This window comes from Sphingomonas kaistensis (genome assembly GCF_036884275.1).
GTDB lineage: Bacteria > Pseudomonadota > Alphaproteobacteria > Sphingomonadales > Sphingomonadaceae > Sphingomicrobium > Sphingomicrobium kaistense_A.
In genome coordinates this window covers 2,596,217-2,615,129 of sequence record NZ_CP145607.1, presented here as the reverse complement: position 1 = coordinate 2,615,129, position 18,913 = coordinate 2,596,217, and the positions used below count along the sequence as shown (strand labels likewise).

22 protein-coding genes are annotated in these 18,913 nt (G+C 67.1%); 9 read left to right on the top strand and 13 right to left on the bottom strand.

All coding sequences use genetic code 11. The annotated features are described in order from the left end of the window. The first annotated feature begins 11 nt into the window (after positions 1-11). From fsa to V6R86_RS12845, 3 genes are read left to right on the top strand one after another with little or no spacing between them, the layout of a single operon-like run. On the top strand, positions 12-665 hold the full coding sequence (gene fsa / locus V6R86_RS12855) for a fructose-6-phosphate aldolase (protein WP_338504964.1): 654 nt from the start codon (positions 12-14) through the stop codon (positions 663-665). Between the two features lie 46 nt (positions 666-711). Next, positions 712-1,269: a DUF484 family protein gene (locus V6R86_RS12850; RefSeq protein ID WP_338504963.1), complete on the top strand. Its 558-nt coding sequence runs from the start codon at positions 712-714 to the stop codon at positions 1,267-1,269. A 35-nt stretch (positions 1,270-1,304) separates the two neighbouring features. Continuing rightward, positions 1,305-2,171: a tyrosine-type recombinase/integrase gene (locus tag V6R86_RS12845; RefSeq protein WP_338505496.1), complete on the top strand. Its 867-nt coding sequence runs from the start codon at positions 1,305-1,307 to the stop codon at positions 2,169-2,171. A gap of 7 nt (positions 2,172-2,178) precedes the next feature. Here V6R86_RS12845 and V6R86_RS12840 read toward each other — a convergent pair whose 3' ends face one another. The 4 genes from V6R86_RS12840 to rsmI all read right to left on the bottom strand — a co-directional run bounded on the left by V6R86_RS12840 (position 2,179) and on the right by rsmI (position 4,975). Beyond that, positions 2,179-2,778, bottom strand: coding sequence for a DedA family protein (locus V6R86_RS12840; RefSeq protein ID WP_338504961.1), 600 nt, complete (start codon positions 2,776-2,778; stop codon positions 2,179-2,181). Next, positions 2,771-3,733 carry a glutathione synthase gene (gene gshB / locus V6R86_RS12835; protein WP_338504959.1) on the bottom strand — a complete coding sequence of 321 codons (963 nt, stop codon included), beginning with the start codon at positions 3,731-3,733 and terminating at the stop codon, positions 2,771-2,773. The genes V6R86_RS12840 and gshB overlap by 8 nt, the downstream gene beginning before the upstream one ends. Positions 3,734-3,785: 52 nt before the next feature. After that, entirely contained in the window at positions 3,786-4,040 is a 255-nt protein-coding gene (locus tag V6R86_RS12830) for a YraN family protein (RefSeq protein ID WP_338504957.1), read from the bottom strand. A gap of 98 nt (positions 4,041-4,138) precedes the next feature. After that, positions 4,139-4,975, bottom strand: coding sequence for a 16S rRNA (cytidine(1402)-2'-O)-methyltransferase (gene rsmI / locus V6R86_RS12825; RefSeq protein ID WP_338504955.1), 837 nt, complete (start codon positions 4,973-4,975; stop codon positions 4,139-4,141). A 15-nt stretch (positions 4,976-4,990) separates the two neighbouring features. Between rsmI and V6R86_RS12820 the strand changes: the two genes are divergently transcribed. Continuing rightward, the gene (locus tag V6R86_RS12820; RefSeq protein ID WP_338504953.1) at positions 4,991-6,097 is read left to right on the top strand and encodes a penicillin-binding protein activator; all 1,107 of its coding nucleotides are present in this window, start codon (positions 4,991-4,993) and stop codon (positions 6,095-6,097) included. A 66-nt stretch (positions 6,098-6,163) separates the two neighbouring features. Continuing rightward, the gene (locus V6R86_RS12815; protein ID WP_338504951.1) at positions 6,164-6,478 is read left to right on the top strand and encodes a hypothetical protein; all 315 of its coding nucleotides are present in this window, start codon (positions 6,164-6,166) and stop codon (positions 6,476-6,478) included. Here V6R86_RS12815 and hemW read toward each other — a convergent pair. Genes hemW through rph form a run of 3 tightly spaced genes read right to left on the bottom strand, consistent with a single transcriptional unit; the run spans position 6,445 to position 8,911 of the window. Next, positions 6,445-7,611, bottom strand: a complete 1,167-nt coding sequence (hemW, locus tag V6R86_RS12810; protein WP_338504949.1) for a radical SAM family heme chaperone HemW — start codon at positions 7,609-7,611, stop codon at positions 6,445-6,447. The two genes, V6R86_RS12815 and hemW, sit on opposite strands and share 34 nt — an antisense overlap. After that, positions 7,596-8,204 carry an RdgB/HAM1 family non-canonical purine NTP pyrophosphatase gene (gene rdgB, locus V6R86_RS12805; RefSeq protein WP_338504947.1) on the bottom strand — a complete coding sequence of 203 codons (609 nt, stop codon included), beginning with the start codon at positions 8,202-8,204 and terminating at the stop codon, positions 7,596-7,598. Before rdgB ends, hemW begins: the two co-directional genes overlap by 16 nt. Then, complete coding sequence (rph, locus tag V6R86_RS12800) at positions 8,201-8,911, bottom strand: ribonuclease PH (protein ID WP_338504946.1); 711 nt, start codon at positions 8,909-8,911, stop codon at positions 8,201-8,203. The genes rdgB and rph overlap by 4 nt, the downstream gene beginning before the upstream one ends. A gap of 251 nt (positions 8,912-9,162) precedes the next feature. Between rph and hrcA the strand changes: the two genes are divergently transcribed. After that, a complete protein-coding gene (hrcA, locus tag V6R86_RS12795; RefSeq protein ID WP_338504944.1) occupies positions 9,163-10,194 on the top strand; it encodes a heat-inducible transcriptional repressor HrcA in 1,032 nt (343 codons plus the stop codon). 2 nt (positions 10,195-10,196) lie between these two features. After that, the gene (gene grpE / locus V6R86_RS12790) at positions 10,197-10,730 is read left to right on the top strand and encodes a nucleotide exchange factor GrpE (protein WP_338504942.1); all 534 of its coding nucleotides are present in this window, start codon (positions 10,197-10,199) and stop codon (positions 10,728-10,730) included. A gap of 73 nt (positions 10,731-10,803) precedes the next feature. Here grpE and V6R86_RS12785 read toward each other — a convergent pair whose 3' ends face one another. Together V6R86_RS12785 and V6R86_RS12780 are read right to left on the bottom strand one after the other, a co-directional pair. After that, complete coding sequence (locus tag V6R86_RS12785) at positions 10,804-13,389, bottom strand: TonB-dependent receptor (protein WP_338504941.1); 2,586 nt, start codon at positions 13,387-13,389, stop codon at positions 10,804-10,806. Between the two features lie 83 nt (positions 13,390-13,472). After that, positions 13,473-13,973: a vgr related protein gene (locus tag V6R86_RS12780; RefSeq protein ID WP_338504939.1), complete on the bottom strand. Its 501-nt coding sequence runs from the start codon at positions 13,971-13,973 to the stop codon at positions 13,473-13,475. 77 nt (positions 13,974-14,050) lie between these two features. On the opposite strand from V6R86_RS12780, the gene V6R86_RS12775 reads away from it, so the two are divergent. Together V6R86_RS12775 and fabF are read left to right on the top strand one after the other, a co-directional pair. Beyond that, complete coding sequence (locus V6R86_RS12775; RefSeq protein WP_168070376.1) at positions 14,051-14,287, top strand: acyl carrier protein; 237 nt, start codon at positions 14,051-14,053, stop codon at positions 14,285-14,287. Positions 14,288-14,387: 100 nt separating this feature from the next. Further along, complete coding sequence (fabF, locus tag V6R86_RS12770; RefSeq protein ID WP_338504935.1) at positions 14,388-15,644, top strand: beta-ketoacyl-ACP synthase II; 1,257 nt, start codon at positions 14,388-14,390, stop codon at positions 15,642-15,644. Between the two features lie 88 nt (positions 15,645-15,732). Here the strand turns inward: fabF and mltG are convergent, their stop codons facing one another. The 4 genes from mltG to V6R86_RS12750 form a co-directional block, all read right to left on the bottom strand. Next, positions 15,733-16,698: an endolytic transglycosylase MltG gene (mltG, locus tag V6R86_RS12765; RefSeq protein WP_338504933.1), complete on the bottom strand. Its 966-nt coding sequence runs from the start codon at positions 16,696-16,698 to the stop codon at positions 15,733-15,735. After that, positions 16,695-16,928, bottom strand: a complete 234-nt coding sequence (locus V6R86_RS12760; RefSeq protein WP_338504932.1) for an SH3 domain-containing protein — start codon at positions 16,926-16,928, stop codon at positions 16,695-16,697. Before V6R86_RS12760 ends, mltG begins: the two co-directional genes overlap by 4 nt. Before the next feature lie 76 nt (positions 16,929-17,004). Further along, a complete protein-coding gene (locus V6R86_RS12755; protein ID WP_338505495.1) occupies positions 17,005-17,364 on the bottom strand; it encodes a MarR family winged helix-turn-helix transcriptional regulator in 360 nt (119 codons plus the stop codon). Positions 17,365-17,485: 121 nt separating this feature from the next. Further along, positions 17,486-18,889 (bottom strand): leucyl aminopeptidase family protein, encoded by a 1,404-nt coding sequence (locus V6R86_RS12750; protein ID WP_338504931.1) that lies wholly within the window; start codon positions 18,887-18,889, stop codon positions 17,486-17,488. Positions 18,890-18,913 lie beyond the last annotated feature (24 nt).

Sequence of the window (18,913 nt, the reverse complement as noted above, 5' to 3'; positions counted from 1 at the left end):
ATCGTACCGTCATGAAGTTCTTCGCCGACACCGCCGACATCGCCGATATTCGCGAGCTGATGGATACCGGCCTGCTCGACGGCGTCACCACCAATCCCAGCCTGATCATGAAATCGGGCCGTGACTTTATCGAGACCGTGACCGAGATCGCCCGCGTGTGCCCAGGCCCGGTCAGCGCCGAAGTGGTGGCGCTCGATCACGCCGGAATGATGCGCGAGGCCGAAGTGCTGCGCCGGATCGCCGACAACATCACGGTGAAGGTGCCGCTCACCCTCGACGGCCTCAAGACCTGCAAGGCGCTGACCGGTGAAGGCACCATGGTCAACGTCACGCTCTGCTTCTCGGCCAACCAGGCGCTGCTGGCGGCCAAGGCCGGGGCGACCTTCGTCTCACCCTTCGTCGGCCGGCACGACGATATCGGTTATCCGGGCATGGAACTGATCGCGGACATCCGCATGATCTACGACAATTACGACTTCGGCACCGAGATCCTGGTCGCCAGCGTCCGCAATCCGATCCACGTCCACGAAAGCGCCAAGCTCGGCGCTGATGTAATGACCGCGCCGCCATCGGTCATCAAAGCGCTGTTCAATCATCCGCTGACCGACAAGGGCATCGCCGGGTTCCTCAAGGATTGGGAAGCGACCGGCCAGAAAATCGGCTGAGCCGACTTCCACTGGACGTTAACCTTCCTGGCCTTACACTCGGGCCATGGGACAGCTCCTCTCCTTCGAGGATCATGCACTGGCACGCCTGCGTGCCAGGATAGCCGAGGCTGAAGAAGCCCGCGAAGACCTGCTCGCCTTCGCGCGCGGGCAGTCGGGCGCCGTCGCCGCCATTCATCAGGCGGTGCTTGCCGCGATGGAAGCGACGGATTTCGATCATCTGCTGCATGTCGTGGTGCAGGAATGGCCGCTGATCCTTGGCCTCGATGCCGTCGCGCTGGGGCTGATTGTCGGCGGGCAGGGCTTTCGCGTCGATTCGAGCGGGGTTCAGCATTGCGAAGCGGCGCTGCTGCGGCAGTGGCTGGGCGGCGATGAGCTCGTCCAGCTGCGCACGGTCGCGCGCGGCCATCCCTTGTTCGGCCCGGCTTGCGAGCTGATCGGTGCCGAAGCGCTGGTGCGTTTGCCCGACGCCCTTCCTGAAGCCGTGCTGATGCTCGGCCAGCGCGGCGCCGAGCCGCTTGACGGGCATCACGGTTCGGAATTGCTGCTGTTTCTCGGCGCGAGCCTCGGCGCTATGCTGCGGCGGTGGACGCTCAACCCCTGACCGACGCGCGGGCGCTGGCCGTCCGTTTCGACTCCATGCTTCGTCTCGAACGCCGGTCGAGCGCGCATACCGCTCGGGCCTATGTCGCCACCGCCTACCGTTTGCTCGATTTCCTGTCCGTTCACCGAGGCGATCTTCCGACGCCGGCGATGTTGACCAGTCTTGAGGCCGCGGACCTGCGCGCGTTTCTGGCACGCCGGCGCGGCGAGGGCCTCGGGCCCGCCGCTGCTGCTCGGGAAATGTCAGCCGTGCGCGCGTTTCTTCGCTTCGTGGCCGAACAACAGGGCGAGGCTACCGCTCTGCCGAAGATCGCCAGCCCCAAGCGGCCACGTACTTTGCCGCGCCCCGCCGCGCCTGCCGATGCGCTGGCCCTCGCCGAAGAAACGGGTGCACTCGCCAGCCAGCCGTGGATCGCCGCCCGCGACACCGCCTTGCTGCTTCTGCTCTACGGCGCGGGCTTGCGCATTTCCGAAGCCCTGTCGCTGCCGGCGCGCGTCCATCCCTTGGGCGAGACGCTGCGTGTCACCGGCAAGCGCGGCAAGACGCGCATGGTCGCGATCCTTCCCGCCGTCGCCGACGCCATCGCCAGCTACGCCGCGCAATGTCCATGGCCCTTGGGCCCGGACGAACCCCTGTTTCGCGGTGCCAAAGGCGGACCGCTTAGCGCGGACGTGGTACGGCGGGCAGTGGCCGAGGCGAGGCGCACGCTGGGATTGAGCGATCGCATCACCCCCCACGCCCTCCGGCACAGCTTCGCGACACATCTGCTGGCGGGCGGAGCCGACCTTCGCTCGCTCCAGGAGCTGCTCGGCCACGCAAGCCTCAGCTCGACCCAGATCTATACGGCCGTCGATGCCGCCCACATGCTCGACGTCTGGCGAACCGCGCACCCCCGCGCCTGACCGGCGGTCAGTGCTTGGCGCGATAGCGGATCACGCGCCACAGATAGCCAAGCACCAGCGTTACGAGGATCGCGTTGCTGACCGGGCCGAGCCACTGGTCGACCTCTTCAAAATGCTCACGCAGCTTGTAGCCGCCGTACGCCAGCGCCGCCGTCCACCCCGCCGTTCCGAGCGTCGAGGCGATGAGAAAGGTCTTGAAGCGCATCTTGAGCAGTCCGGCTGGCACCGACACCAGGCTTCGGACGGTCGGCAGCATACGGCCGAGAAAGACGAAAAAGGTGCCGTTCTGCCGAAACCAGCGCTCGGCCCGCTGCACTTCTTCCCAATCCATCGTGATCCATCGTCCGAACCGGTCGATCATCGGCTTTAGTCGGATGATGCCGAGCGCGCGGGCAGCGAGATACCAGACGATATTGCCGAGCATTGCGCCGGTAGTGCCCGCCGCAATGACGCCCCACAGGTTCATCTCGCCTTTGGCGGCCGCGATGCCCGCCACCGACATGATGACTTCGGACGGGATAGGCGGAAAGACGGTCTCGAGGAACATCAGGAACGCGACGCCGAGATAGCCTGATTGCTCAATCAGGCGGATGACCCAATCACCCACGGGCGTAACCCCGCGCGAGCTTGGCTTCGATCGCATCCCAGATCAGCGCCGCGCTGTTGATACCTTCGAAGGCGTCGAGCGCGACGAGACCGGTCGGCGACGTGACGTTGATCTCGGTCAGCATGCCGCCGATCACATCGATGCCGACAAAAAGCAGGCCGCGCTGGCGAAGCTCGGGCGCCAGGGCCGCGCAGATCTCGCGCTCGCGCTCGCTCAGCGCCGTTTGGTGCGCCGTCCCACCTGCCGCGAGGTTGGAGCGGATCTCACCCTTGCCCGGCACCCGGTTGATCGCGCCGATCGGCTCGCCGTCGACGAGGATGATCCGTTTGTCGCCCTCGCTGACCGCAGGGAGAAACGCCTGCGCGATGAACGGCTCTTTCCATGTTTCGGAGAATAGTTCGGCCAGCGCACGAAGATTGCTGCCATCCCGTCCGATCCGGAACACCGCGGCGCCCGCGTTGCCGTGCAGCGGCTTCACCACAATCTCGCCGTGGCGATCATGAAAGGCGGTGAGCTCGGCCATGTTGCGGGTGATCAGCGTCGGCGGCATGAAGCGCGCGAAGTCGAGCACCCAGAGCTTTTCTGGCGCGCTGCGGACGTTGGCGGGATCGTTCACCACCAGGGTCTTGCCGGCCAATCGCTCGAGCAGGTGGGCCGCAGTGATATAGCCCATGTCAAACGGTGGATCCTGCCGCATCAGGATGACGTCGACATCCTCGGCAAGATCGAGATTGACCGCGTCCCGCGCCTCGAAATGGTCGCCCTCGACCCGCTGCACCGTCACCGGTCGGGCGCGGGCGCGCAGGCTGCCGTCCTCGTATGTCAGCGCATCGGCGGGATATTCATACAGGAGATGCCCGCGACCTTGCGCTTCCAGCATCAGGGCGAAGGTCGAATCGCCCTTGATGCTGATGGTCTCGAGCGGATCCATCTGGACCGCGACGGTGAGGCTCATGAACGCTCCGAAGAAGGCTGAGGCGTTCCCTTAGGGGGCGGGCACCCTGCTGTCATCCTTGCCAGACGTCTTCGAGATGATGCGGCGGATGGCCGGGCACGATGTGGATGACATCGATCCGCACATCCTCGGCATCCTCGAGGAAGCGCGGTACGAGGAATTCGGCGGCCGCGGCGACCCGCTGCAGCCGTTTGAGGTCGAGGGATCGATGTGCCGCCGCGATGCTGGCGCGGGCTTTTACCTCGACAAATGCGAGAAGCTTGCCGCGGCGGGCGACGAGGTCGACCTCGCCCACCGGCGTCCGCACCCGCTCCGCGAGGACCTCCCAGCCGTTGCGGCGCAGATAAGCGGCGGCCTGCGCTTCGGCGCGGCGGCCGCGCAGCTCCGCTTCGACCCGCGCTTCGCTCAGCGTCCGAGCTCCAAAGCCCGCTCGTAGGCTCGCTTGCGGCGGACGCCGAGTTGCAGAGCGACCGCGGCAGCGGCCCGGCTCGGGCTTTCACCCGCAGCGAGCGCGGAACGGAGAGCGGCATCGAGGTCATCTTCGGTCGGTGCACTTGCCTCAGCAGGTGGGCCGACGACGATCACAATCTCGCCACGCGGCGGCGCATCGGCATAGCGCGCGGCGAGCTCGCCCAGCGTGCCGGTGACGCATTCCTCGTGAAGTTTGGTGAGCTCGCGGGCGACCGCCGCGTCGCGATTTCCCAATCCGGCGGCCAATGCCGTCAGCGACGCCGACAGGCGCGGCCCGCTTTCGTACAGGGTGAGCGTTGCGCGGATCGCGGCGACTTCGGCGATGGCGTCAGCGCGCGCCTTTTCCTTTGGCGGAAGGAAGCCGAGGAACAGGAAGCGATCGGTAGGGAGGCCGGCCAGCGTCATCGCGGCCACCGCGGCGCAGGGGCCAGGCAGCGTGACGATCTGGTGTCCGGCGGCGCGCGCATCGCGCACCAGCTTGTAGCCGGGATCGCTGATCAGCGGCGTGCCGGCGTCACTGACCAACGCCACGACTTCGTACCCGAGCCGCGCGACGATCGCTTCGCGGTCAGCCGTGTCGCTGTGATCGTTATAGGTGCGCATCGGCACGCTCGCCCCGATGTGGGAAAGCAGGCGCGAACTCACCCTTTTGTCTTCGGCAAGCACCAGATCGGCGCTGCGCAGTAGGTCCGCAGCGCGCACGGTCAAATCGCCCAGATTGCCGATCGGGGTCGCGACGATGTAGAGGCCGGGGGAAGGGGGCTGGTTCATGGGAAGAAGAACGTCATGACATTCTCCGACCGTCCGGCACAAGGGCGTCGCTCCTTTCTTCTGATCGCCGCCAGCGCGGCCTTGCTGGCAGGCTGCGCGACGCGGCCGCTCGACCGCCCGGGGCCGAATGGGCCGCGGGTCAATCGGGTGGCGGTGCTGGTGCCCTTGAGCGGACCCGACGCGGCGGTCGGACGCGCGCTCGGCAACGCGGCACGGCTGGCGATGGCGGACACCGGGACCAAGGCGTTCGAATTGACGCTATTCGACACCGCCGGGCGCGGCGCGACCGTTGCGGCGCAGAACGCGCTTGCGACCAATCACGACCTTATCCTCGGCCCGTTGCTGAGCGAGGACGTCCGCGCGGTGACCCCGCTGGCTCAGCGGGCGCGGGTGCCGGTGATCGCCTTCAGCAACGATCGCGACGCGACTGCGCGCGGGACCTATATTCTGGGCTTTACGCCGAGCCAGGCGGTCGAGCGGGTAGTGCAGGAAGCCGCCCGGCGCGGTAGCCGGCGCTTCGCCGCAATCGCTCCGGCAGGGGACTATGGGCAGCGGTCGGTTCAATCGCTCGCCGCCGCCGTGCAGCAGGCTGGCGGGCAGCTGGTGGGCGTCGAAAACTACGCCATGCCGGGTCAGGCGAGAGCAGCGGTGCAGCGGCTGTCGTCGCGGCCGTACGATGCGCTGCTGATCGCGGATGGGCCACGCGCGGCGGTGCTGGCCGCTCCCGCCATCCCGGCCAATGTCCGGGTGCTCGGCACCGAGCTCTGGGCAAGCGGCGGCGCAGGCGCCAGCCAGAGGCTGCGCGGCGCGTGGTATGCGGCGCCGACGCAGGGGCAATGGGGTCAATTCCTTCAGCGCTACAAGGCGCGCTACCCAGGGCAGACCCCGCCGCGCATCGCTAGCCTCGGCTATGATGCGGTGCTGCTGACCGCGCGCGGCGCACGTAGCTGGGCGCCGGGCCGCCGCTTTCCGCTGGGCGCGATCGACGACCGCGAAGGTTTTGCCGGGGTGGACGGCATCTTCCGTTTCCGGGCCGACAATGTCGCGCAGCGGGCGTTCGAAGTGCGGGCGGTGACGGCCTCAGGATCGACGCTCGTGTCACCCGCACCGACAAGCTTCTGAACAGGCTAGCCAAGCCCCGAATTTCTCGGCAATCTCCCTTCCGCAACCACTCGGGGAGGGGCCTTGGTGATGCTTACGACAGTGATGGTAATGGCCGCCGCAGCGGCGATGCAGGCGGATGGATCGACGCAGCGCAAGGCGTTCACGGCATGCCTGCGCACCGCCGCCGAGCAGGCGAAAAAGGACAAGAAGACGCCGGCAGATTTCGAGGGGCTGGCGCGTGCCGGCTGCTCGGCGGAGATGACGGCCTTCCGCTCGGCGCTGGTCGCGTTCGACGTCAAGAACGGGCGTCCGCGCAAACCGGCCGAAAGCGATGCCGACCAGCAGATCACCGACTATGTCGCGACTTATGCCGAGAGGGTCACCGCCGACGGCGGCTGAGCGTCCGCGATCTGGCCGAGGATATGATCGAGTAGGAGGCGGCCGGACGGGGTAGTCTGGAGGCGGTCGCCTGACCAGGTGAGATGCTCGCTCGCGGCCATGCGGGCGACCGCGCGGTCGTCCAGCAGGTGATCGAGACCGAAGCGGCTGGCGATGTCGGCGGGGACGATCCCGTCGGCGAGGCGCAGGCCCATGACCAACGCCTCGTCGGCCGACTCGATCGGCGACAGGGGCGCTTCCTCGACGATGCCGTGGCCGTTTCGCGATAAGCCCGAGAGGAAGTTTTCGGGCTTCTTGTGCCGCACGGTGCGGGTGCCGAGGCGCCGGCCATGTGCGCCGGGGCCGATGCCGGCATAGTCGCCGTAGCGCCAGTAAGTGAGGTTGTGGCGGCTCTCCTGCCCGGGCCGCGCATGGTTGCTGATCTCGTAAAGCGGAAGCCCGGCTTCGGAAGTCAGCGCGCCGGTCATTTCGTAGAGGTCGGCGGCGGTGTCGGCATCGATCGGGTCGAGCTTGCCCGCGGCGTGCAGCGCGGCGAAGCGGGTGCCGGGTTCGATGGTCAATTGATAGAGCGACAGGTGCCCGGTGCCGAGCGCCAGCGCGCGGGTCAGCATCGCCTGCCAGTCGGCGGCGGACTGGCCGGGCAGGGCGTAGATGAGGTCGAAGGTGACACGGTCGAAGTTCGCCTGTGCGACGTCGAGGGCGGCGAGGCCTTCGCTGGCCGAGTGCGCGCGGCCGAGAAAGCGCAGGGCTGTGTCGTCGAGCGACTGGAGCCCCAGGCTGACGCGGTTGATCCCGGCGCTGGCGAGATCGGCGAAGCGGGCGGCTTCGACCGAGGAAGGATTTGCTTCGAGTGTGATCTCGATACCGTCGGCGGCCGGCCAATGGCGACGGGCGGCGGAGATCAGTGCCTCGGCGGTGGCCGGATCCATCAGCGAGGGCGTGCCGCCGCCGAAGAAGATGCTGGTCAGCCGGCGGCCAGGCAGCAGCGCGGCTTCATGGGCGAGATCGGCGAGCAAGGCATCGCGCCACGCCTGCTGATCGATCGACTCGCGGACGTGGCTGTTGAAGTCGCAATAAGGACATTTGCTGACGCAGAACGGCCAGTGGATGTAGAGGGCTAGGTCGCCAGCCATTGCACCAGTTGCTCGAACGCCTTGGCGCGGTGGCTCATGGCGTGCTTGGCCGCCGGCTCCATTTCGCCGAAGGTCTCTTCGTGCCCGTGAGGCACGAACACGGGGTCGTAGCCGAAGCCATTGTCCCCGCGCGGCGGCCAGACGAGGTGGCCGAACACCTTGCCTTCGAAGCTTTCGATGCGGCCGTCGGGCCAGGCGAGCGAAAGGGCGCAGGTGAAGTGCGCATCGCGGCCAGATTCGGGACCGGCGGCTTGAAGCGCTTCCTCGACCTTCTGCATCGCATGGCCGAAGTCGCGCTTGCCGGCCTCGTCCTCGGCCCAGCGTGCGGAATGAATGCCGGGCTCGCCGTTCAGCGCATCGACGCTAAGGCCGCTGTCGTCGGACAGGGCGGGAAGGCCGGCGAGGTCGGCGGCGGCGCGGGCTTTCAACTCGGCGTTGGCGACGAAGCTGGTGCCGGTCTCCTCGGGCTCGGGCAGGTCGAGCTCGGCCGCGCCGAGGCATTCGATCCCGAACGGCGCCATCAGCGCGCGGATTTCCCGCAGCTTGCCCTCATTGTGGGTGGCAATGACCAGCTTCGGCCCGACCGCGTTCACCGGCCGCAGGCCTTGCGCTGGGCGGCGAAGATGTCGCCGCAACCGATACGGGCGAGACGGAGAAGACGCAGCAAACCTTCTTCGTCGAAGGTCGCGCCCTCGGCGGTAAGCTGGGCTTCGACGATCGCGCCATCGGCGGTGAGGACGAAATTGCCGTCGCTGCCGGCGGTCGAATCCTCGAGATAGTCGAGGTCGAGGACGGCGGTATCTTGGTGGAAACCGCAGCTGACCGCGGCGACCTGGGTGCGGATGGGATCGGAAGACAGCTTGCCCATGATGCCGTCGACGGCGAGGCGCATCGCAACCCAGGCGCCCGAGATGGCGGCGGTGCGGGTGCCGCCGTCGGCCTGGATGACGTCGCAGTCGAGGACGATCTGGCGCTCGCCAAGCAGCTGCAAGTCGGTCACGGCACGGAGCGAACGGCCGATCAGGCGCTGGATTTCCTGGGTGCGGCCCGACTGCTTGCCCTTGGCCGCTTCACGCGCGCCGCGGGTGTGGGTGGCGCGGGGCAGCATGCCATATTCGGCGGTGACCCAGCCCTGACCCTTGCCGCGGAGGAACGGCGGGACCTTTTCCTCGAGGCTGGCGGTGACCAGCACGCGGGTGTCGCCGAAGCTGACGAGGCAGGAGCCTTCGGCATGCTTGGTGAAACCAGGCTCGAAGCGGAGTTCACGCATCTGGTCGGGGGCGCGGCCGGAAGGGCGCATCGGGATCATTCTCCTGTGGATCGTTGGCCGCGCCTTAGCCGCTGGGGCGGGGGCAAGTCGAGCTAGGGCCGAAACACGAAAAAGACATAGGGTCCACTTCGTCCACTTCGTTTTGGCTCAGATACTTACGGCTAGTATCGGCGCAAAAGTAGGAGCTGGCCCGCATTCCCTCGTTGATGCCAGAAAGATACCCTGTAGGACAGGCCAGCAGCACATTGAGAGCCGCGCGGCTTCCTCCTACATCAGGCGGCATGAGCCCGCCGCTGCCCGAACTGACGACCCGGATGCGCGACATCTTCGGCCATGTGGTCGAAGCCTATCTGGAGCGCGGACAACCGATCGGGTCCAAGGCGCTGACGGGGGCCGTCAACCTGTCGCCGGCCTCGATCCGCTCGGTGCTGGCCGAGCTGGAAGAGCGGGGGCTGCTGACGCATCCGCACACGTCGGCCGGGCGACTGCCGACCGAGACCGGGCTGAGGCTGTTTGTCGACGGAATCATGCAGTCGCATTTGCCGAGCGCGGAGGAGCGGGCGGCGATCGAGCGGCAGATGCGCGACCGGCCGCTCGAAGAAGCGCTGGCCAATGCCACCGCCGCGCTGTCGGGGCTGTCGGCCTGCGCCGGGGTCGTGGTCGCGCCCAAGATCGAGCGGCGGCTGCGCCAGCTGGCGTTCGTGCCGCTGGGGCCGGGACAGGCGCTGGCGGTGATCGTCGGTGACGATGGCAGCGTCGAAAACCGGATGGTCGCGCTGCCGATGGGCATGACCGCCGCCGCCCTGGCCGAAATTGCCAATTTCGTCACCGCGCGGCTTGCCGGGCTGACATTGGCCGAGGCGGAAGCGCGGTTGCGGCAGGAGATCCGCGAACGGCGCGAGGCGCTCGACGCGGCGGCGGCCGAGCTGGTCGCGACCGGGCTTGCCGAATGGCGCGAAGACGGGCCGTCGCGGCCGGTGCTGATCGTGCGGGGCCAAGCCAATCTGCTGGACGAGGCGGCGGCGCTCGATCTCGAACGGGTGCGCAAATTGCTCGACGAGCTGGAGGATCGGCAAGAGATCGTGCGGCTGTTGGAAGGCGCGCGCGAGGGCGAGGGGTGCCGGATCTTCATCGGGTCGGAAAACCGGATGTTCGCGCTGTCGGGTTCCAGCGTGATCGCCGCGCCTTATCGCGGCGCGGAGGGCAAGGTGGTCGGCGTGGTCGGCGTGATCGGCCCGACGCGGTTGAACTATGCCCGGATCGTGCCCATGGTTGATTATACAGCGCAAGCACTCACCAGACTGATGGGATAGGAATGAACGAGCGTCACGACGAGGCCGAAGAAATCCGCGCGGAGACCGCGGAAAACAGCCCCGAATTGCAAGAACACGATCAGTTCGCCGAGCTTCAGACGAAGCTGGAGGAAGCGCAGCAGAAGGCGTTGTACGCCGCCGCCGAAGTGCAGAATGTCCGCCGCCGCGCCGAGCAGGAAAAGGTGCAGGCGGTGACCTACGCCAACACCGGTTTCGCGCGCGACATGCTGAGCGTGAAGGACAATCTGGATCGCGCGTTGAGCCATATCCCGGCTGGTGCGCGCGAGGGCGAGCTCAAGAATTTCATCGAAGGCATCGAGGCCACCGCGCGCGAACTGGACTCGGTGTTCGGTCGCAATGGCGTCACCCGGGTCGAATCGAAGGGTCTGCCGCTCGATCCCAATCGGCACCAGGCGATGATCGAAATTCCGAGCGATGCGGAGCCCGGCACGATCGTCGAGGAAATGCAGGCGGGTTATGTGCTGAAGGACCGACTGCTGCGCCCGGCGCTGGTCGGGGTCGCGAAGGCGGGCTGAGCCCTCTCATCAAAAATAATAAAAGGGGCCCGGCACCACCCAGTGCCGGGCCCCTTTTTCATTGGTCCGATGCTTAGCCGCGAACTGGAGCCACCGGCGGCGGAGGCGGCGGGGGCGGCGGTGCCGGGCAGGTGTCGGTCGCGAGGATGACCGCGCCATCGCCGCAGACCTGGGTCGCCGGCGGCGGAGGCGGCGCAGGCGGCGGCGGGGGCGGAGGCGGCGGGGCCGCTTCGACCCGGTTGGAGGCGAACTTGAAGCGCATGGTCAGACCGATCTCGCGCGGGCGGCCGATGTTGTAGCCGAGCCGGGCACGGCCGCCGCGTTCGCGGTCGAACGACAACAGCGCATTCTCGTCGAACAGGTTGTTGGCGTAGAGCGCCAGCCCGAGCCCGCTGTCGAAGTCGATACCGGCCGACAGGTTCACGAGGTCATAGGCCGGAAGCAGCAGGTTGACCCGGGTCGCGCCGGTCCCGGTGGCGCCGTTGAAGGGCAGGCCGGAGACGAAGGTGCGCGGGTTGTTTTCCTGGTCGGCGGGCTGGGTGTAGCGGTTGCCGACCCGCTGCCAGCTGGCGGTCACATACCATTCGGCGCTGTCGCTGAAGCGGCTGCCGTAGGTGGCCGAGGTGGCGAACTGATATTTGGGCACACTCGGCAGGCGGTTGCCGTCGCGGATACCGGTCGCGGCGGCGAGTGCGCCGGGCAGCGTGGTGTCGAACTCGGCGTTGACCAGGCTTCCGGCGAAGCTCAGGTCGAAGCCGGCGAAGGGCCGGACGTTGAGTTCGGCTTCGAGGCCGCGGGTGTGGGCCTTGTCGACGTTGAACACCACGCGGCTCGAGCAGCTGCCGGCGTCCAGCGTCACCTGAAGGTTCTTGATGTCGGTGTAGAAAGCCGCGGCGTTGAAGGTCACCGGGCCGCGGCTGTATTTGACGCCGCCTTCGTAATTCCACAGCGATTCGTCGTCGTAATTCTGGAAGCCGCCGAACAAGGCGCGATCGGCCGCCGAGCAGAGCGGCAGGTTCAAGGGATCGTTGACCCCGCCGAGGCGGAAGCCCTTGGCCGCCTGGACGTTGAAGGTCAGGTTGCGATTGGGCTCGAACGACAGGATGGCACGCGGGCTGAAGCCGTTGGAGCTGGTCTTGTCGCCGATCCGGCGATCGCCGTTGGCGAACAGGCCGCCCGAGATGAAGTCGCGGCTTTCGGAAAAGTCGTAATAGCGCCCGCCACCGGTCAGCTTGACCATGCCGAAGTCGTAGGTCGCTTCGCCGAACACCGCCTTCTGCTTGATGTCGTAGGGCAGATCGGCGTTGTACGGCGAGTTGGCCGGGAAGCCGTTGCGCACCGAGGCCGAGGTGCCCGCGCCCAGTGTCGCGTCGGTGGCGGCGTCATAGCCCGGGGTGGGCAGGCGCTGCGTATATTGGCGGTCGACCTTGGAATAGAAGCCGCCGACCACCCACGAGAAGGGGCCGCTGCCGTTCGAGGACAGGCGGAGTTCCTGGCTCCATTGCTTGAGATCGGTGGTGTCGACGAGGTTCGACGGCAGGTTCACCGCGGCGGCTGGGTAACCGAGGTCGACCGACACCGAGCCGGTCAGCGCCGAGGCGTCGCGGCTGACCAGGATGTCGCGGTCGATGTAGCTGGTGATCGAGGTCAGCTCAACCGGACCGAGATCGGCGCTGGCGGTGAGGTCGGCGAGCCGCGTCTTATCGCGGAATTTCTCGCGCAGAAGGAGATATTGCTGGCGCTCGTCGAACACCCGCGGCGGGGTGGTGAACGGGTTGGAATAAAGGTTGAAGATCTCCTGGCGGTTGAAGCCGTCGACTTCGATCTCCTGATAGACGACGCGCGGGGTCAGGCGGATGCCGGGCGCCGGCTCCCACAACAGCGAGATACGGGTGCCGATTCGTTGGCCGTCGTTGACGTCCTTGCCCGCGGCCGGGCCGACCGCATCGACGAAGCCGGCGAATTTGGTGCCGTAACCGACGATCCGAAGCGCGGCGGTAGGCCCGAGCGGCAGGTTGATCGCGCCCTTGAGATGACCGCCTTGGCCGCCGTCGGTCAGGGTGTTGATGTTGGCTTCGATCAGCCCTTCGGTTCGGTCGGTCCGCGGCTGGTTGGTGATGTAGCGGATGGTGCCGCCGACGCTGCCCGAGCCGAACAGCGTGCCCTGGGGCCCGCGCAGGGTTTCGACGCGGTTGAGGTCGAACAGGTCGAAGTCGGGGGTGAACAGCGACAGGGAGACGACGCTTTCGTCGAGGTAGACGCCGACCTGTTCCTTGACGCCCGGCTGGTCGCGGACGATCTGGCCGGCGGAAACGCCGCGCACGCTGACCTGGCTTTGCCCCGGCCCGAGGTTCTGGACCTGCAGGCCGGCGACGTTGCGGCTGATGTCTTCGATCGTGCCGGCATTGGCGCGCTGAATGTCTTCCTGCGTTTGGGCGTTGATCGAAAAGGGCACGTCCTGAACGGTCGAGGCGCGCTTGGTCGCGGTGACGATGATGTCGCCGAGGCTCGCTTCGTCGCTATCGGGGGCGGGGTCGGCGACCGTGGCGGTCGCGGCCTGCGCCTGCGCTTCGCCGGCGGTCTGCGCGGCGGCGGGCATCGCAAGAGCAAAGGCGGCGGTGGTCGCAAGCAAGGTGCGATGGCTGGCTGACAGGCGCATGTCGGGCTCCCCTTTTTTCGTTACGGGGGCAAAGCTATGCTTAATTGACGTCAAGTCGAGCGCGGCGCGCCAAGGTGGAGCATTCAGTCCACAGCTGTGACTTCGTTGCTACATACCGCTGAGGGGGCGAAGGGAAGGAGGGGCTCGATGCAGTGGAGCGGTGCTGCCTTGACCAGATGAATGCCTTGGCGCTGGAGAAAAGCGTGGCGGACGAGCTCGGCCTGCTGTTCGAGGCCATAGCGCAGGAAGGGGCGCCCTTCGCGAAAGTGATAAGTGTAGCGGCAGAAGGGGTGTCGCATCAGCGGGAGATAAAAGCGCCCGGCGCGATTTGTTTGCCAGACATGCGTCATCTCGTGGATGAAAAGCCCCTGCAGCGACCATTCCGCCGTGCTGAAATCCTCGCGCCAATTGGGATCGTCGGGATGGAAATGGATATGCCCGCACGGCGCCATCACAATTCCGCGCGGCTGAAACGGCCACCATTTGCCGCGCACCAGCCGAACCGCGCCATAATCGATGCTGTCGCCGAACACCGAATGGGCCATCTCGATCTCGCCTCGGGTAAGAGGACGCTCAGCACTCATCGGACACATCCTCTTGGCAACGCGCGGGCGTCTCGCTAACGCACTGGTCAAAGATTTCAGAAGAGGAAAGTGTTGCAATGAGCGAGACCGCAGAACGGGTGAAGAAGATCGTCGTCGAGCACCTGGGCGTCGAAGCCGAAAAGGTGACGGAAGAGGCGAGCTTCATCGACGATCTCGGTGCCGACAGCCTCGACATCGTCGAGCTGGTCATGGCGTTCGAGGAAGAATTCGGCGTGGAGATCCCCGACGACGCGGCGGAGAAGATCACCACCGTCAAGGATGCGATCGACTACATCGACCAGCACCAGAGCTAAGCTCGTCCACACGAGCTCGCCGAGGCGATAGGAACAGGCTCGGCATCGCCGGGCCTGTTTCCATATCTGGCCCGGAACAAGTCTTTTTAGGGGAATGCTTATGCGTCGTGTCGTGGTGACGGGTCTCGGGTTGGTGACGCCGCTGGGGTGCGATGTCGAAACCGCCTGGAGCAATATCCTGGCGTCCAAGAGCGGCGCCGGGCCGATCACGCGCTTCGATGCCTCCGACCAGAAGTGCCAGATCGCCTGCGAGGTGAAGCCCGCCGATCACGAATATGGTTTCGATCCGGGCAAACGCGTCGATCACAAGATCCAGCGCCAGGTCGATCCGTTCATCGTCTTCGGGCTCGATGCGGCCGGACAGGCGCTCGAGGATGCAGGCCTGACCGACATGTCGGAAGAAATGAAGCTGCGCGCCGGCTGCTCAATCGGGAGCGGCATCGGCGGTCTTCCCGGCATCGAAAGCGAAAGCCTGGTGCTCGCCGAAAAGGGACCGGGCCGCGTGTCGCCGCATTTCGTCCACGGCCGCCTGATCAATCTCATCTCGGGCCAGGTATCGATCAAATACGGCCTGATGGGGCCGAACCATGCGGTGGTGACCGCCTGCTCGACCGGCGCGCATTCGATCGGCGATGCGGCACGGATGATCCGCGATGACGACGCGGACATCATGGTCGCGGGCGGCGCGGAAGCCACCATTTGCCCGATCGGCGTGGCCGGTTTCGCCCAGGCCCGCGCGCTCAACATGAGCTATAACGACCGGCCCGAGCAGGCCAGCCGCCCCTACGACAAGGACCGCGACGGCTTCGTCATGGGCGAAGGCGCGGGCGTCGTGGTGCTCGAGGAATATGAGCATGCCAAGGCGCGTGGCGCCAAGATCTATGCCGAGGTGGTCGGTTACGGCCTGTCGGGCGACGCCTATCACGTGACCGCGCCGCACCCGCATGGCGCCGGCGCCGAAAACGCGATGCGGATGGCGTTGCGCAAGGCTGGCATGGAGCCGGGCGATATCGATTATATCAACGCCCACGGCACCTCGACCATGGCCGACACGATCGAGCTGGCCGCAGCCAAGCGGGTGTTCGGCGACGACCTTGGCGGCGCATCGATGAGCAGCACCAAGTCGGCGATCGGCCACCTGCTGGGCGGCGCTGGCGCGGTGGAAAGCATCTTCTGCATCCTCGCGATCCGCGACCAGATCGTGCCGCCGACGCTTAATCTCGACACGCCGGACGAGGGGACCGAAGGGGTCGATCTGGTGCCGCTGGTCGCCAAGAAGCGCGAGGTGAAGGCGGTGCTGAACAACAGCTTCGGCTTCGGCGGGACCAACGCCAGCCTGGTGATGAAGGCGGTCTAATTTCGGTCGTCCCGGCGAAGGCCGGGACCTCTGGCGTCTGGCGCCTTAGCGTCCTGAGGTCCCGGCCTGCGCCGGGACGACGATCTGCTTACATCTCGCCGCGGGCGCGGCGGATGGCGAACCACTTCTGGACGTTGGCATTGTGCTCGGCCAGCGTCCTGGCGAAGACGTGCCCGCCGGTGCCGTCGGCGACGAAGTAGAGATATTGGTTGGGCTCGGGATCGAGCACCGCGGCGATGCTGGCGCGGCCGGGGTTGGCGATCGGCCCGAGCGGCAGGCCGGCGCGGCGATAGGTGTTGTAGCCGGTGTCAGCGTCAAGCTCCGACCGGAGAATGCGGCGGCCGAGCGGTTTGCCCTTGGTGATCGGATAGATGACCGTCGGGTCGGCATCGAGCTTCATGCCGATCTTGAGCCGGTTGCAATAGACCCCCGCGACGGCGCGGCGCTCGGCGGGCTTGCCGGTTTCCTTTTCGACGATCGAGGCGAGGGTGATCGCTTCCTGCGGGGTCGAGACGGGGCAGGTGCCGACCTTCCGCTTGGCCCACAGCTCGGCCAGCGTCTTATCCATCGCAGCTTTCATCCGCGCCGCCACCGCCGCGCGCGGTTCGCCTCTGGCGAAGCTGTAGCTGTCGGGGAGGACCGATCCTTCGGCGATGTCGGGGACCGGACCGGTCAAATAGGGCACGGCGGCGAGCTTCTCGGCGACGAGGATGCTCGGCGTGCCTTCGGGAATGGTGACGAGGCGCTGGACCGGCTGGCCATGCTGCAGGATGTCGAGCAATTGCGCGCCGCTGGTGCCGGCCGGAATCTCGAACTCGCCCACCTGAATGCCGTCGGCGGAGCCGAGCACGCGGGCGAACAGGCGATACGTCGTGCAGTTGCCGGGAATGAGGCCGCGTCGTTCGAGATCGGGGCAGAGGCTGGTGAGGGTCGCGCCCTCGGTCACGGTGACGGTCTCGGCCTTGGCGGCGCCGCCCGACCACCACAGCAGCGTCACCGCCGCTACGGCAGCCAGCAGCCCCGCGACGATCGCTCCGAGAAGGACGCGGATCATGCGGTCAGGGCAGCGGCCGGGACATAGCCGACCAGCCCGCCGGCGTAGCCCCAGGCCCAACCGCTACGCTTGTCGAGAATGCGGACCGAGGCGCCGGGCTCAAGCTCGCCTAAGGCATCGCCCGTCTCAGAAGGCGACGCACGCAGCGTCGCGCCATGCTTCAGATGACATTGCAGCGGTTCGACATAGTGCGATGCGATCACCGTCCCGGCGAGCGCGATGTCTGCCAAATCCTGACGATAGGCGTGGATGCGAGGGTCGGGGTGGTTCGACGGGCCGACAAGCGGAAAGCCGCCCGCCGGTGCCTCAGCGATGCGCGTGGGCGAGCTGTCCGAGGGCTGGCCGCCGGTCAGCGTCGCCGCGCTCGCCGCCACGCTCGCTGCCCCTGATGTTGCGCTTGAAACCTTCAAGGAAATCCGCCCCGCTGCTGGTCCGCACGACGAACACGTTTCGCCGGTCGTCCTGATCTCGTTCGCGGCGCAGATAGCCGAGCGCACCTAAGGTATTCAAGGCGCGGGTGACGACCGGTTTGGAAACTCCCAGCACGCGGGCCAGACCGCGGACCGTATGGGGGCCGGGGGTGAGGTAGACGATCATCAGCAGAGCCATCTGCCGGTTCGTGAGATCGGGTTCGCCGGACCGGACGTAACCAACAAGGGCCCGCATCCACCCGCTTAGCGATGCATCGCTCATTGGTTCGCAAACTCCTCGCCTGCCTAGCGTGACCTGTTAACCGGCGAGGAACCGAAATGTTGCGCCCGGGTGACGTTGGGCAGAAAAACAGTCGCTATTGACGACGGAAACGGCGCGCCAGGGCGGCATGCACCGCCCTGAGTCCAAGCGCCTCGCCGCCCTTGGGCCGGCCGGGCTTGGGCGCGGGGCGCCAGGCGAAGGTGTCGAAATGGGCCCAAGCGATGCCGTCGGACACGAAGCGGCGGAGAAACAGCGCCGCGGTGATGGTGCCGGCGAAGGGCGAATCGGCACTGTTGGACATGTCGGCAAGCTCGCTTTTCAGCATGTCGTCATATCCGTCCCACAGCGGCAGGCGCCACAGCGGATCGCCGGCCTCGGTCCCGGCGGCGAGGAGATCGGCGGCAAGGCTGTCGTCGTTGCTGAAGGTCGCCGGTAGATCGGGCCCGAGCGCGACGCGGGCAGCCCCGGTGAGGGTGGCGAAATCGATGATGGTCGCCGCGCCTTCTTCGCACGCCCGGGTCAGCGCGTCGGCGAGGATCAGGCGGCCTTCGGCGTCGGTGTTGTCGATTTCGACGGTGAGGCCGTGGCGGCTGGTGAGGATGTCGCCGGGGCGGAAGGCGTTGTCGGACACCGCATTTTCGACCGCCGGGATGAGGAGGTGGAGTCGGACCGGCCAGCGTTCGGCGACGATCAGGCGGGCCAGCGCCAGCGCGTGGGCCGCCCCGCCCATGTCCTTTTTCATCAACCGCATGCCGGCGGCGGGCTTGAGGTCGAGGCCGCCGGTGTCGAACACCACGCCCTTGCCGACGATCGCGAGCTTAGGATGCGCGGGGTCGCCCCAGCGAGCTTCGATCAGGCGGGGCGCGCGGGCTGCGGTGGCGGCGGCGCCGACCGCGTGGATCAGCGGATAGCCCTGCTCAAGCGCGTCGCCCTTGGTGACCTCGACCTCTATGCCGGCGGGGCCGGCCCAGTCGCGGACGGCGCGTTCGAGTTCGGCGGGGCCGAGGTCGGCGGCGGGGGTGTCGACGAGGTCGCGGACCAGCGCGGTCGCTTCGGCGAGGCGGATAGTCCCCTCGACCTTTGCCGGTTCGGCACTGAGCAGGACGCGCGGACCGACCGGCGCGTCGGGCTTGCTCTTGTAGCGCGTCAGGCGATGCTGAGCGAGCAGCCAGCCGAGCGCGGCGGCGCCGGGTGGCATTTCGCCGGCGATGCGATAGGTGCCTTCGGGCAGACGCTCGGCCGCCGCGGCGAGGCACCAGGGGGTGAGCGCGGCGAGCTTGCCGACGCCGACCAGCACTTCGAACTCGGCATAGGGGCCGGCGCCGGGGATGATCAGGATCTGGCCCGCCTTGCCTTCGAACCGGGCGGCGTCGACCAGCGGACGGCGCTGGCCGGCGTGGGCTTTCAGCCATTCGGGCAACAGGGCGGTGTCGACGAGGTGGAGGGGGTGGGCGGGCTCACCGCGATCGGGGCGGAGCAGGGCAGCAAAATCGGTCATCGCCGCGACCCTAGCCGACAAGGA